The organism is Rhodococcus sp. GB-02 (genome assembly GCF_053470465.1).
Genome location: NZ_JBPUKE010000002.1, coordinates 1016937 through 1029796, shown reverse-complemented (window position 1 = coordinate 1029796; position 12860 = coordinate 1016937). Strand labels below are relative to the sequence as shown.

13 protein-coding genes are annotated in these 12860 nt (G+C 62.3%); 8 read left to right on the top strand and 5 right to left on the bottom strand.

Annotated elements, in window-relative coordinates; translation table 11 throughout:
• Positions 1-5: 5 nt before the first annotated feature.
• From ACSW29_RS18050 to ACSW29_RS18035, 4 genes are read left to right on the top strand one after another with little or no spacing between them, the layout of a single operon-like run.
• Positions 6-1208, top strand: coding sequence for a lipid-transfer protein (locus ACSW29_RS18050; protein ID WP_448277910.1), 1203 nt, complete (start codon positions 6-8; stop codon positions 1206-1208).
• Positions 1208-2077, top strand: a complete 870-nt coding sequence (locus ACSW29_RS18045) for a MaoC/PaaZ C-terminal domain-containing protein (protein ID WP_347874723.1) — start codon at positions 1208-1210, stop codon at positions 2075-2077. Before ACSW29_RS18050 ends, ACSW29_RS18045 begins: the two co-directional genes overlap by 1 nt.
• Positions 2077-2727 (top strand): PaaI family thioesterase, encoded by a 651-nt coding sequence (locus ACSW29_RS18040; RefSeq protein WP_448277909.1) that lies wholly within the window; start codon positions 2077-2079, stop codon positions 2725-2727. Before ACSW29_RS18045 ends, ACSW29_RS18040 begins: the two co-directional genes overlap by 1 nt.
• A 24-nt stretch (positions 2728-2751) precedes the next feature.
• Positions 2752-3540 carry an SDR family NAD(P)-dependent oxidoreductase gene (locus ACSW29_RS18035; protein WP_317825753.1) on the top strand — a complete coding sequence of 263 codons (789 nt, stop codon included), beginning with the start codon at positions 2752-2754 and terminating at the stop codon, positions 3538-3540.
• 104 nt (positions 3541-3644) lie between these two features.
• Here ACSW29_RS18035 and ACSW29_RS18030 read toward each other — a convergent pair whose 3' ends face one another.
• On the bottom strand, positions 3645-4388 hold the full coding sequence (locus ACSW29_RS18030) for an SHOCT domain-containing protein (RefSeq protein WP_448277908.1): 744 nt from the start codon (positions 4386-4388) through the stop codon (positions 3645-3647).
• A gap of 283 nt (positions 4389-4671) precedes the next feature.
• Here ACSW29_RS18030 and ACSW29_RS18025 point away from each other — a divergent pair, with 283 nt between their 5' ends.
• Positions 4672-4827 carry a hypothetical protein gene (locus tag ACSW29_RS18025; RefSeq protein ID WP_230815289.1) on the top strand — a complete coding sequence of 52 codons (156 nt, stop codon included), beginning with the start codon at positions 4672-4674 and terminating at the stop codon, positions 4825-4827.
• Positions 4828-4869: 42 nt separating this feature from the next.
• On the opposite strand, the gene ACSW29_RS18020 is transcribed toward ACSW29_RS18025, so the two are convergent.
• The 4 genes from ACSW29_RS18020 to ACSW29_RS18005 form a co-directional block, all read right to left on the bottom strand.
• On the bottom strand, positions 4870-6366 hold the full coding sequence (locus tag ACSW29_RS18020) for a DUF222 domain-containing protein (RefSeq protein ID WP_448277907.1): 1497 nt from the start codon (positions 6364-6366) through the stop codon (positions 4870-4872).
• A 76-nt stretch (positions 6367-6442) separates the two neighbouring features.
• On the bottom strand, positions 6443-6958 hold the full coding sequence (locus tag ACSW29_RS18015) for a nuclear transport factor 2 family protein (protein WP_448277906.1): 516 nt from the start codon (positions 6956-6958) through the stop codon (positions 6443-6445).
• An 81-nt stretch (positions 6959-7039) separates the two neighbouring features.
• On the bottom strand, positions 7040-7510 hold the full coding sequence (locus ACSW29_RS18010; RefSeq protein WP_448277905.1) for a nuclear transport factor 2 family protein: 471 nt from the start codon (positions 7508-7510) through the stop codon (positions 7040-7042).
• The gene (locus ACSW29_RS18005) at positions 7507-9168 is read right to left on the bottom strand and encodes a class I adenylate-forming enzyme family protein (protein ID WP_007732670.1); all 1662 of its coding nucleotides are present in this window, start codon (positions 9166-9168) and stop codon (positions 7507-7509) included. The genes ACSW29_RS18010 and ACSW29_RS18005 overlap by 4 nt, the downstream gene beginning before the upstream one ends.
• A 254-nt stretch (positions 9169-9422) precedes the next feature.
• On the opposite strand from ACSW29_RS18005, the gene ACSW29_RS18000 reads away from it, so the two are divergent.
• The 3 genes from ACSW29_RS18000 to ACSW29_RS17990 are packed head-to-tail and all read left to right on the top strand — an operon-like array spanning position 9423 to position 12783.
• Entirely contained in the window at positions 9423-11054 is a 1632-nt protein-coding gene (locus ACSW29_RS18000) for an AMP-binding protein (protein ID WP_411742522.1), read from the top strand.
• Complete coding sequence (locus ACSW29_RS17995; protein WP_448277904.1) at positions 11051-11905, top strand: SDR family NAD(P)-dependent oxidoreductase; 855 nt, start codon at positions 11051-11053, stop codon at positions 11903-11905. The genes ACSW29_RS18000 and ACSW29_RS17995 overlap by 4 nt, the downstream gene beginning before the upstream one ends.
• Positions 11902-12783, top strand: coding sequence for an LLM class F420-dependent oxidoreductase (locus tag ACSW29_RS17990; RefSeq protein ID WP_317825747.1), 882 nt, complete (start codon positions 11902-11904; stop codon positions 12781-12783). Before ACSW29_RS17995 ends, ACSW29_RS17990 begins: the two co-directional genes overlap by 4 nt.
• The last annotated feature ends 77 nt before the right edge of the window (positions 12784-12860 follow it).

Here is a 12860-nt window from a genome sequence, read left to right as displayed (position 1 = left end):
TGCACATGAGCAATCGCACCTTCGTCATCGGCGTGGGCATGACCAAGTTCGAGAAGATCGAGACCCGCGACTGGGAATACCCGGACATGGTGACCGAAGCCGTCTCGAATGCACTCACCGATGCCGGGATCAGCTACGGCCAGATCCAGCGTGCTGCAGTCGGTTACGTGTTCAACGCGTCGACAGCAGGCCAGCGTGCCCTGTACGAAACGGGTCTGTCCGGTATCCCGATCTTCAACGTCAACAACAACTGCGCCACCGGCTCGACGGCACTGATGATGGCGCGCGAGTGGGTCCAGGCCGGACAAGCGGACTGCGCACTGGCCGTTGGCTTCGAAAAGATGACCAAAACGGCGCTGACCGGCAACGGTGAGATGCCCAAGGTCACCACTTTGGACTCGCAGCTGAAGATCATGGTCGAGGACTACGGCTTCGCCCGATCACCCATGACAGCTCAGTTGTTCGGTAATGCCGCCGTCGAGCACATGAAGAAGTACGGCACCACGGTCGAGCAGATTGCAGCCGTGGCGGTCAAGAACCACAAGCACTCGGTCAACAATCCGTATGCGCAGTTCCGTGACGAGTACACCCTCGAACAGGTACTCGGCGACAAGATGATTCACGAGCCGCTGACGCGCTCGCAGTGTTCACCGACTTCGGACGGTGCCGGTGCTGCCGTCGTCGTGAGTGAGAAGTTCGTCCGTGAGCACGGACTCGAGGATCGTGCGATCGAGATCGTCGCTCAGGCCATGACCACCGACACCGAGGCAGCGTTTGCCGAGAAGTCGATGATCGACGTGGTCGGCGCGCCGATGACGGCTGCGGCCGCCGAGCAGGTCTTCGCCGAAGCCGGCATCAGCATCGACGACGTCGATGTCATCGAACTGCACGACTGCTTCGCGATCAACGAGATCATCACCTACGAAGGTCTCGGAATGTGCGGCGCCGGTGAAGGCGGAAAGCTCGTCGAGTCCGGTGCGACTACGTACGGCGGCCAGTGGGTCGTCAACCCGTCTGGCGGTCTGATCTCGAAGGGCCACCCGCTGGGTGCCACCGGGCTGGCACAGTGCGCCGAACTCACGTGGCAGCTTCGCGGGACCGCGGACGCTCGCCAGGTCGAAGGCGCGCGAATCGGATTGCAGCACAACCTCGGGCTGGGCGGCGCGTGCGTCGTGACCGTCTACCGAGCCGGAACTTTGGAGAACTGATGGCTATCGATCTCGAGGTGGCGTTGTCCGCCGAACCGACTGTGCGCGAAGCGTCGTGGACCGACCGCGACGTCATGCTCTACCAGTTGGGGCTCGGCGCCGGCGTGAACGCTCTGGATCCCGCCGAGCTCACCTGGGTGTACGAAAAGGGTCTGAAGGTACTCCCGACGTTTGCAATGGTTGCAGGTCAGGGAGTTTCGGCGGGTGTACTGCCCGCACCGTCGATGAGTATGCCGGGAATCGACATCGACCTCCGCAAGATTCTGCACGGTGGGCAGTCGCTGACACTTCACGCGCCGATCCCGTCGACGGGTGCCGCTCGTATTTCCTCCCGGGTCGCCGACGTCTGGGACAAGGGAAAGGCAGCTGTGATCGTTCTCGAGACCGCGGCGCACGACCTTGACGGGAACCCGTTGTGGACCACCGGAATGCAGATCTGGGCGCGCGGAGAAGGCGGATTCGGTGGTGGCACCGGTCCCGAAGTTGTTGCCGGGGTGCCTGATCGAGCACCGGACAAAGTACTGACGTCGAGCACGAGTCCCTCACAGGCGCTGGTGTACCGACTCAGTGGAGACATGAACCCGCTGCACGCTGATCCCTCCTTCGCGAAGATGGCGGGATTCGACGCTCCGATTCTGCACGGTCTGGCGTCGTACGGCATCGTCTGCAAGGCAGTGGTAGACGGAATTCTCGACGGAGATCCGACGCGGGTGAAGAACTACTCGGTGCGGTTCGCCGGTTCGCTGTTCCCCGGCGAATCCATCACCACCTCGGTATGGCAGGACGGCAACACACTGACCTTGGCGGCGACGTGCCCCGAACGCGAGAACTCCCCGGTTCTCACACACGCAACAATGGAGATCAACTGATGGACCTGGGCACCCACCCCACAACAGCCACACACCCGGGCGGCACGATTTTGACGTCGCCGCCTCAGGACGCCCCGGTGGACCGGGCGACGGCAGCGGCCCGTCGCGTTGTCGACGCGATGCTGCGCACCGACCGCGGAAACGCCAACCTGGACCGGGTTGCGGAGGAACTCAACAGCATTGCCGAGCACCTCGAGCAGCACTCACCCGAGGTGGCCGAGCGCTTGATCGACATGTGGAACGGCGAGGGCGTGACTCGACACGATCCGGTGACCGGCCCCGAGAATGCCATTGCGCCGCCGCTCGTTCTGGAAGGGCTCGCTGACGGGTCGGTGCAGGGAGTGGTCACGTTGACGCTGCCGTACCAGGGCCCTCCTGGCCATGTACACGGCGGTGTTTCGGCGTTGCTGCTCGATCACGTTCTCGGCGTCGCGAACGCCTGGGGTGGAACTTCCGGCATGACAGCACAATTGAGCACTCGGTACCATCGCCCGACTCCGCTGTTCGAGCCCCTCACGATCAGCGGCAAATTCCTTTCCAAGGACGGCCGCAAGATCCACACCGTCGGTGAGATCAAGACTGCAGACGGCGAATTGTGTGTGTCGGTAGAGGGACTGTTCATCGACAAGACCGTGCCACGCCCCAGATAGGGGTTCTGACGAAGGAGGGCCCCTGTGGGCAAACTCGACGGACGTGTAGCAGTGGTCACCGGTGCCGGTATGGGCATCGGGCGTGGAGTGGCAGGCGCGTTCGCGCGTGAAGGCGCGTCGGTGCTGGTTGCCGAGATCGACGAGGCAGCGGGCCTCGAAACCACCCAGTGGTTGCGGGACGAATGGGGCGCGGAGGCGGAGTTCATCCGCACCGACGTCACTGACAAAGAGCAGGTTGTTACCATGGTCGACCGGGCTGTCGAGCGGTTCGGACGCCTCGACATTCTGGTCAACAATGCCTGGCGGACTTTCGGTTTCGCTCGGTTCGAGAAGATGACCGACGAGCAGTTGCGCGGCGGTTTCGACATGGCGGTGATGGCGGCTTTCTGGGCCATGCAGGCTGCACTACCGGAACTCGAGCGTCACGGCACGGGCCGCGTGATCAACATGTGCAGCCTCAACGGCGTCAACGCCCACATGTATTCGGTGCAGTACAACGCGGCCAAGGAAGCTTTGCGGACGCTCACTCGAACCGCCGCTCGTGAGTGGGCTCCTCGGCACGTGAACTGCAACGTCATCTGCCCCGGCGCGCAGAGCGCGGCGTACAAGCGTGTCGCCGAAGCCAATCCGGAGAACGTAGCAGTGATGGCCGCCCAGAACCCGATGGGGCGGATCGGCGATCCTCTCGACGATATCGGCCCCGTTGCGGCCTTCCTGGCGAGTGACGACAGCCGTTACGTCACCGGCAACACTCTCTTCGTCGACGGTGGTGGGCACATCAACGGGGTGCAGTGGGCGCCGACCGTCGACTGATCGACCGTTGCTGCGCTCGTGCGTTTTGGAAGTTCAGAAAATTTCCAACATTTGTGTTTCCGCCCGCCACTTCGGTGGCGGGCGGATCTATCAACCCGCCGATCTCACATTCTTGCGAGGATGTCCGCTTTCTTCTGGGCGAACTCGTCTTCGGTGAGGATTCCAGCGTCGCGGAGCTGACCGAGATTCGTGAGCTGCTCGATCGCGTCCGGCGCGGTTGTCATTGGCGGGGCCGCTTCTGGCGGTGATGCAGGCACCGCGGGTGCGGGGTTGGAGGTGAAATGCCGGGTGTTGGCCATCGTGTGCGCGTTGATGCGTGCCTGGTTTGCGACCTCGTTGATGATGTTCACCGCCTCGCGCGGGTTCGGAACGTCGTTCAAGATCACCTGCTCGACCCTGGACGCACGTTGGACATGCACGACGACGTCGCCAACGCCACGCGTCTTCTGAGTGAGTGACTGCCTGAGATCTATGTCGAACAGCTGATTCGTCGGCACTTGCTGTGCATTTGTTGTGAGTGTTCCTCGCTCAAAGAAGAGCGTCGTTGCGGTCAGGCGGTAGCGACCGCCGCCGATGCCCGTGAGTGGCTGCCCCTTCGCAGACCAGAGAACTCCCGGCGCACCTTCGAGGGCGGACGCCTCAGAGGATGACCGAGCCGTGAAATCCTGCGTCGCTGACCTGATTCGATTGGCAAATCCGTTCATTCCGGAAGTCGCTTGATCGTCGACTACCAGTTGCCACCCGCCGGGTGCTGGCGGCCATGACGGGTCTGGCACCCACCCTTCGTAGGGCAGCCAGCCCTCAGGGGCGCCGGGCCATCCGGGGGCTGGGTTGAATCGCGGTGCCATGTGCTGCCCTCTGTTCGTGAAGTTGCGTCTTTCCGGTATCAAACCAGACGGGAGGTTCGTTACAGCTAGGTCGGTCGAGTTTGCGCATTCTGATACTTCTCCCGGCGGCTCGCGCGGAGTCCAGTGGCGCGTGGCGCTGATCCCACGACGACCATCGCTCCATCGCTACCTTCTTGGCGAGTGGCGTAAATACCGACTCGGGGGGACGGCGAAACTCGTCGCCGGCGACGTAGTCTGAGTTCAGATACAGCGGGAACTCGCTTCGGAGGAGAAGAGGCTCGGAATGTCCGAATGGGTGAAGAAGGTCGAAGCTGAAGCCAAGGGGCTCCTCGCCGAGGCAGAAGAAGAGCTGACCGTCCTCGAAGGTGTCGACACCATAGATCCGCTTGCCGAAGACGATCCGGCCACAGACGACGACACCAAGCCGACGTCAGACTGATCCTGGCGACGCGCCTCGGTACTCCTTCCGGCCGCTTGGCATTCAGAACGGTGGCGGGTCGTCCCCGTAATCGATGGGTTCATGGTTGACGTGCGGTGAATTCCGCAGCCTACTTTGAACGTGCTTCTCTGCTCGTTTCTGAATCCGTCCGCGCTGGTTATTGCGTTCGCTCTGGATACGGGCAGCCTTGTTCTCCGCTCGAGTCCGCCGATTTCGACCACCTTGCGGCGGTATCAGTTCGTGCAGGCCGGCCATCAACCCTGCGGGTCGCGTTCGGTAACTGTGCCCGGTCGGCGACGTCAGTGACATGGTTCGATCTTCGTTCGGCGCGAACCGCCACCGGTCGGAATGCTTGAGGCGATGATGATTGCGGCAGAACGCACTCATATTCGACTCGACTGTCTTGCCGCCGCGCTCGGGGGCGCCATGATGGAACGGTTCATTGTGGTCGAGGTCGGAATTCCAGGCCGGGACATCACAATGCAGCCACTGGCAGCTGCCCGCGATGATCCGCAACCACGTATCGAGTACTGCACCTGGCCGGTAGACGTGTGCCGACGCCGCCACCGGTTCGGTGGCGACATCAGCGGGAACGCGGACCTTTCGAATGACGGCGTCCTGTGCGATGTCGCGGGCATGCTCAGCGCTGATCACTCCATACCCGTCCAGGTGGGCGGGCTCGCCGCCACCGTGCAGAGTCGCATCAGTCATCACAACGTGGACCACGGGGCGACGAACGACAACAGCACCCCGACCATCCTGTGGGCAATCAGCTCGGCCACAGTTACACGGCAAGAACGGTGATCCGTTGGTCAACTCGAAGAGCGCGTCGGCTCGCCGTTGCTCGTAGGTTCGCGAGTCGTGTCGGCACACCGACATTGCCAACTCGCGCAACCGGCCGTCGAATGCCCGAGCCTGCTCGGCCGGAACGCTTCCCAAGATCTTGGCCATCCCGTCCTCGGCGGCACTGACCCCGACGAACCGATCGGTGAGGGCGCGACGTCGACGTTCCCGCATGCCTTCCGGGTCCACCATCGCCACGATCCGATCGATCGCCGCCGTCAGTCGCCTTCCCGTCAAGCCGGTTCCGCCGGCAAACGCTGGTGCGAGAACCTGTTCGAGCAGTAGTCGTTCGACCTCGTCGATCAACTCGTCTTTCACGTTCGCCGTTGCCGAATCGATCAAACCCACGCGGTATAGATCCAACTCGCCACGCGCCATCGCCGCTCGAGTGCGATGCAAACGGGTCTTCAACGAGAAACCCAACCCGATCAACTTCCCGGCAGCTGCGCGACCCATCGTGAGCGCCGCACCGATTTCCGATTCCGCCAGCTCGTGTGCGGTCGACGACCAGGTCCCACTGGCTACATGCTCTGAGCTTCGCCGCGAAAAGAATTCGGCAACGACTGCGAGCTTGCGTTCGACCAGCATCGCCTCGCACGCATGCAGATCGGTCATGAGATCAACCAGGGCACAATCAGTTTCGGTACCGGTCAGCTGTGCTGAGATACCGAAAAGCTCCGTCGCGGGGTTGAACATCCATTCATTCTATTCGAATAAGTGTTCGAATAGAATCGAATCCTCAAATCAGTCGGAAAAGTCCGATTTCTGAATCTCATTGCATCTCAAGGGTTTGCCGTAATTCTGTCAGAGGGTCCGAGGCATCTCGTCGCCCGCGCGGACCAGGCCCCTCGGGGTTGACGAAGCGACCCTCGTCCGAGCGGGTCCACTCTCGTACGGCCCATCGCTCCTTGATAGCCCAACGTCCCTCACGTCGCTCCATGTGGTCGATGAATCGCGCACCGCTGGTGAAGTTGACCATCCCGATATCTTCGGAGCCGCCCCAATGTGTGGACATCGAGTACGCCTCGCTGATCGCCTGATCGCCGTGCAGTTCGATCAGATGATTGCCGATGTGGTGCATCGTGCCGCCGATCGCCGAGAGTTTCGGTGTGACCCAGGCGATGTACTCGTCGATGTTGCCGTCGAAGCCGGTGTGATGGTCGACCGCATCCGGATGGTACGCGCTGCGGACGAGATCGAAATCGAGGCGATCGATGCCGCGGCAATACGTCAAAACAACCTCACGAATAGCCTGCTTGTCGACGAGATCCTGCAGTGCCCGGTCCATGCCACGCCTCCTTGATGCTGGTCGTCCAGTCGAGTCTCGAGACCCGAAACGTTGACGCCGATTTCCACAGTCGTCGTTCCTCTACAGTGCCCGCTTGGCATGCGCGGACATCTCGCCCATGTTGTCCAGACAGAAGAGTCTCGAGCTGAACTGCCACGACCCGTCGACGCAGGTGAAGCGATCGAAGTAGCGCCCCGCCAGAATGGGTTGCAGGGCAAGCGCTTCAGTACCTTGCATGACCGTGACGTACGAGAGTGCCGTCGCTGATTCACCGTCGACTGCGATTCGCGTGTTGGTCAGCAGATGTTTGGTTCGTGGAACCGGCGGATCACCGTACATTCGAATGAAGCCGCTGCAGGCTGCGAACACTGCGTCGGCGTCGGACGAAATGAGCGTGATGGCAACCCCGTCCGGCCCGCACTGCCCGTAGTCGGACGAGGCGAACAATGCAGCGACTTCACGCAATCGGCCCTGATCGATCAGATGCGTGTACTCGCAGAGCAGGTCACGGATCGCCGACTCGGCGACGATCCGTGACAGCTCCGTGGTCATACGGTGATCTCGCGCCGAACCATCTTGCCGGTTGCATTGCGAGGCAACAGATCGCTGGTGATGCGCCACTTCGACGGCACCTTGAAGTAGGACAGTCGCTCGGCGGCGTAATCACGCAGCTCCGCCTCCGTTGTGGCGGCTCCGGGACGCAGGACGACCACGGCGGACACTTCCTGGCCGAGGTCGGGGTGCGGCATGCCGATGACAGCGCACTCGATCACGTCGGGGTGTTCGTCGAGCGTCTGCTCGATCTCGGTGGGGTAGACGTTCTCGCCGCCACGCAGGATCAGGTCGGAACGGCGACCGGTGAGACGGAGACGCCCGTTCTCGATGACGCCGAAATCGCCGGTGCGGAGCCAGCGTCCGGGGGCAATTGCCGACTCGGTCGCCTCGTCGTTCTCCCAGTATCCGAGCATGACGAAGGGGCTGCGTACGCACACTTCACCTTCGATGCCGTCCGGCAGCCATTCGCCGAAGGGATCGCGAATCTCCATCGAGACGGTGATGATCGGACGCCCGAGAGTGCCTGGGAACTCTTCGAGTTCGGCGCCGACGGCGACCGCAATGGCGGTGCTGCATTCGGTGAGGCCGTAGCTGTCGACCAGAGCATTGCGTGCGAACGGCACCTGCTCCTTGAGGCGTTCTTTGAACGCGGGCGACGACGGCGCGGATGCCAGCGAGAATGCAGTCAACGAAGAGACGTCGTACTTGGCGATGTTGCCGTGCTCGAGTAGCCGCGATGCCATCGTGGGGACAGCACCCCAGTTGGTGACACGCTCGCGTTCGACCAGTCCGAGCACCTTGTCGACGTCGAAGCCGCCCTCTGTCAGGATGACGGCGCTGCCGGTCGCGAGACGGGGGACCACCAGATTGTGCAGGCTGGCGATGTGGAAGAGCGGGGAGGTGAGTAGATAACGCAGTGGGCTCGGCTTGGAAGCGTCGTACTCACGGCCGGTGAATGCGGCGCCGATCGCGTCGCTGTACTTGTGGTAGTCGACGACGGCCATCACGTTGCGGTGCGAGTGGAGTGCCCCCTTGGGGCGGCCGCTGGTACCACTGGTGAACAGGATGACGGCGGGATCGTCCTCGTCGATGTCGGTGCTCGGCACGTCGGAGCCTGCATACTCCGCGATGAGCGCGGGGAGGTCCTCTTCCATGGTGAGGACCGTGATGTCTGCCGGCAGTTCGGGGAGGGCGGCGCCGCGCTTGGCGTCCACGACAAGAACCTTCGGACGTGAGAGCTCGATCCCGTGGGTGACCTCGCGCGGAACCCACCAACCGTTGAGACCGACAGCGATCGCGCCGAGCGCCTGCGTCGCGAAGAACGTCATGACCCATTCGGGAGTGTTGGCAGCGAGGATGCCCACACGGTCGCCCTTGCGGACTCCGTACTTGTCCCGCAGAGCAGTTGCCAGCGCGGCGACGGAATCGGCGTGCTCGGTGAACGAGATTCGACGATCGCTGGTGACGAGATAGTCGCCGTCGCCCCAGGCACGAGATGCCGAGATGAGTTCACCGATGGCGTGACCACGGTTCTTCATCACGGGCATGACGGTGCCGAGAACCTCTTCTTCGACGATCTCGAATGGCCCACCTGGACCGGTGAGGCGTGAGACCGCCTGGTCCAGAAGCAACTGCGGATCTGCGGGGGCAGTCATGGAATGGCCTTTCGTATTGTGGCGCTTTTCACGTCACAAAATCTCACGAGAAAATCATATCTGTGGCGGCGGTTACCACTGAGCGAGACTGGGACGGTTCCGGCCTCGAGGCGTCGATACGTTCGAGGCGTATCGCAGTTGGAGTAATCGACATTCCGATATCGACTAGGACACAGGACACGATGACGAACACCGCCACCGAAGCATCTTCGAATGCATCTCTTGCAGCTCCTCAGCGCGAGGACGTCGCGCAGATGTTGATCGACCGTCTCGGTGATCAGCACCTGGGTCTGCGGACGCGGACGCAGGACTGGAGCTGGGACGAGGTGGTGCGCGAGAGCGCAGCGCGCGGCTCGCTTGCGAAGTCGCTTCGCGCGCCTGGACCGTTTCACATCGGAGTACTTCTCGAGAACGATCCCGAGTTCCTGTTCTGGCTCGGCGGCGCGGCCCTGACCGGGGCCACGATCGTCGGCATCAATCCGACCAGGCGTGGAGCTGAACTCGAGGCTGAGGTTCGGTACGTCGACTGCCAGCTGATCGTCACCGACAAAGCGGGCTACGAGAAGTTGTCCGGCCTTGACCTCGGACTGACCGAAGACCGTTTCGTTCTGGTCGACGACGCGTCATACCCGGACAAGATTTCCGCTCACCAGGTCGAGTCGCCTCAGGTCGACCTCGGTGTCGACGCGTCGACGCTGTTCTTGCTTCTCTTCACCTCGGGCACCACCGGAATGTCCAAGGCAGTGCGGTGCAGTCAGGGGCGTCTGACGCGGTTGGCCTACGCGAACTGCGCCAAGTACGACATCGACCGCGACGACATCTGCTACTGCTGCATGCCGCTCTTCCACGGCAACGCATTGATGGCTCTGTGGGCGCCGGCCCTTTCACAGGGAGCTACGGTCTGCCTCGTTCGTAAGTTCACCGCCTCGGGATTCATGCCGGACGTCCGGTTCTACGGCGCAACATATTTCACCTATGTTGGTAAGGCGTTGGGGTATCTCATGGCGACGCCGGAACTGCCCGACGACATCGAGAACACCCTCACTCACGGCTTCGGGACCGAGGCGTCGCCGGGAGACAAGGCAGAGTTCATCCGCCGTTTCGGTGCACAGCTTTTCGAGGGATACGGTTCGAGTGAAGGTGCCGGTTCGGTGGTGCTCGATCCGAACCAGCCTGCCGGCGCACTGGGCCGTCCCGCGAACGAGAACATCGTCATCGTCGATCCCGATACCCGCGAAGAGCGACCCCGCGCAATCCTCGACGAGCACTCTCACGTGCTGAACCCCGACGAAGCCATCGGCGAGATGGTCGACAAGGCCGGATCGAAGAAGTTCGAGGGGTACTACAAGAACGAAGACGCGATAGCCGAGAAGATTCGCCACGGTTGGTACTGGACAGGCGATCTCGGCTACGTCGACGAGGCCGGGTTCATCTACTTCGCTGGTCGCAAGGGTGACTGGATCCGCGTCGACGGTGAAAACACGTCGGCGTTGATGATCGAGCACATCTTGCGTCGCCACCCCAAGGTGATTGCAACGGGTGTCTTCGCGGTGCCGGATCCGCGATCGGGTGATCAGGTGATGGCTGCGATCGAGGTCGCCGATTTTGCTGATTTCGACCCGGTCGAGTTCGCGGCTTACCTTGCCGCGCAGGCGGATTTGGGTACGAAGGCGGCACCGCGGTTCGTTCGCGTTTCGACGGACCTGCCGGTCACAGGGTCCAACAAGGTGCTCAAGCGTGAATTGCAGGCCGACCGCTGGCGTACCGACGAACCGGTGTTCCACTGGGTGGGCCGTGGCACCCCCGAATACACGTTGATGACCGAAGCTGACGTGGTGAACCTGGAGAAGGAGTTCGAGACTCACGGCCGCACGCGGTTCCTATGACACGGCCGCACGCGGTTCCTGTGAGTGGAGTTGCGCTGGTCACCGGCGCTTCCCGAGGGATCGGCCGAGAGTGCGCGCTTGCCTTCGCGCGCGCCGGATTCGACGTTGCAATCACTGCTCGCACCGTTCGTGAAGGAGAGGGGCGGGCTGCTCCGCGAACGAGGCAGGGCGAGCAAGTGATTCCGGTGCCCGGCAGCCTGGAGACGACGGTCGCCGAGATCGAGGCCTTCGGTGTGCGAGCGTTGGCCGTCCCGATGGACCTGCTCGATCTGGCCTCCGTCCGAGCTGCCGGAACACGGGTTCTGACGGAGTGGGGACACGTCGACGTGTTGGTGAACAACGCCTACGCACAGACGGTCGGAAACATGGACCGGGTGCTCGACATCGAGATCGACGACGCTCAGGCGATGGTGATCGGGAATTATCTGCACCAACTCGCTCTGGTTCAGGTGATACTCCCGTCGATGATCAAAAGTGGCAACGGCGTAGTGGTCAACTTGGCATCGGGCTCGGCGACCATGGATCCGCCTGCGCCGCCCGGCGAGGGTGGTTGGGGTTTGTCGTACGCCGCGTCGAAGGCGTCGTTCGGACGTATCGCCGGAGCGATCAACTCCGAGTATCGAAACGCCGGAATCAAAGCGTTCAACCTGAGTCCGGGATTTGTCATCACGGAATCAGGGAAAGCCCGCGGTGGCGCGGAAGCAATAGTGGAAGCCGGATTTGCGGCCACACCGGCATCCGTACCCGCTGCAGCGGCGGTGTGGCTTGCAACAGATCCCGATGCGGACCGGTTCCTCGGTCGCGTCGTGGACGGTCCGAAATTGATGGCGACACGGGAGGAAACGGTATGAAGCTCGGCGTAGTCGTTCCGGTCGAATTGGGTCGAAGTGGAGACCCTGATTGGATTCTGCAATTCGCCCGTGCGGCTGAATCGTTGGGTTTCGACGAGATCTCGGCTGTGGAGCACTCGGTGGTCATCGCCGACACCGAGAGTGAATACCCCTATTCTCCGACCGGCAAGTCGCATCTTCCCGATGACTGCGACATCCCGGATCCGCTTGAACTGCTCTCGTTCGTGGCCGGCGCCACAAACACTTTGGGTCTGTCGACCGGAGTTCTGGTGCTGCCCAATCACAATCCGGTAGTGCTTGCCAAGCGCTTGGCGACGCTTGATCGACTTTCGGGGGGGCGCCTGCGCATCTGCCTCGGACTGGGCTGGATGAAGGAAGAGATCGAAGCGTGCGGCGGTGACTTCGAGCGTCGTGGCAAGGTTGCCGACGAGGCAATCGCGGTGATGCGCACACTCTGGGCAGGCAAGGAAGCGGTCGACTTCGACGGTGACTTCTTCTCGTTCAAGGGTGCATACAGCTGGCCGAAGCCTCACTGCGAGTCGGGAGTTCCGCTCTATATCGGTGGACACAGTCTCGCGGCCGCGAGGCGAGCAGGCCGGTTGGGTGACGGTTTCCAGCCGCTGGGACTTGTTGGTGAAGACCTCGACAAGGCCGTTGCAGCGATGAAAGCTGCTGCGGTCAAGGTCGACCGAGATCCCGCCGACGTCTCGCTCGTTCTCGGTGCGACATTACCCAGACTCGACGAAGCAAAGCTGGACTGGGCACGCGGTTTGGGAGCCGATCGAATCGTGCTGTCCGCCAGCCGTCGTGGCACGTCGTTGGAACTGATCATCGACGAGATGGTCGAATGCTCGAAGCGCTTGGGGCTCGGAGCGTAGTCCTTCGTCTGATCAGGGATGCGCCAGCCCGTTCTCAGGACCATCGCGCTGACGAAGGCCGCGTTGTCGGTCGGGGA

Excerpts from the sequence above, each read along its gene's own strand:
- ACSW29_RS18050 (WP_448277910.1), top strand. The coding sequence starts at position 6 with ATGAGCAATCGCACCTTCGTCATCGGCGTGGGCATGACCAAGTTCGAG.
- ACSW29_RS18045 (WP_347874723.1), top strand. The coding sequence starts at position 1,208 with ATGGCTATCGATCTCGAGGTGGCGTTGTCCGCCGAACCGACTGTGCGC.
- ACSW29_RS18040 (WP_448277909.1), top strand. The coding sequence starts at position 2,077 with ATGGACCTGGGCACCCACCCCACAACAGCCACACACCCGGGCGGCACG.
- ACSW29_RS18030 (WP_448277908.1), bottom strand. The coding sequence starts at position 4,388 with ATGGCACCGCGATTCAACCCAGCCCCCGGATGGCCCGGCGCCCCTGAG.
- ACSW29_RS18025 (WP_230815289.1), top strand. The coding sequence starts at position 4,672 with ATGTCCGAATGGGTGAAGAAGGTCGAAGCTGAAGCCAAGGGGCTCCTC.
- ACSW29_RS18020 (WP_448277907.1), bottom strand. The coding sequence starts at position 6,366 with ATGTTCAACCCCGCGACGGAGCTTTTCGGTATCTCAGCACAGCTGACC.
- ACSW29_RS18015 (WP_448277906.1), bottom strand. The coding sequence starts at position 6,958 with ATGGACCGGGCACTGCAGGATCTCGTCGACAAGCAGGCTATTCGTGAG.
- ACSW29_RS18010 (WP_448277905.1), bottom strand. The coding sequence starts at position 7,510 with ATGACCACGGAGCTGTCACGGATCGTCGCCGAGTCGGCGATCCGTGAC.
- ACSW29_RS18005 (WP_007732670.1), bottom strand. The coding sequence starts at position 9,168 with ATGACTGCCCCCGCAGATCCGCAGTTGCTTCTGGACCAGGCGGTCTCA.
- ACSW29_RS18000 (WP_411742522.1), top strand. The coding sequence starts at position 9,423 with ATGTTGATCGACCGTCTCGGTGATCAGCACCTGGGTCTGCGGACGCGG.
- ACSW29_RS17995 (WP_448277904.1), top strand. The coding sequence starts at position 11,051 with ATGACACGGCCGCACGCGGTTCCTGTGAGTGGAGTTGCGCTGGTCACC.
- ACSW29_RS17990 (WP_317825747.1), top strand. The coding sequence starts at position 11,902 with ATGAAGCTCGGCGTAGTCGTTCCGGTCGAATTGGGTCGAAGTGGAGAC.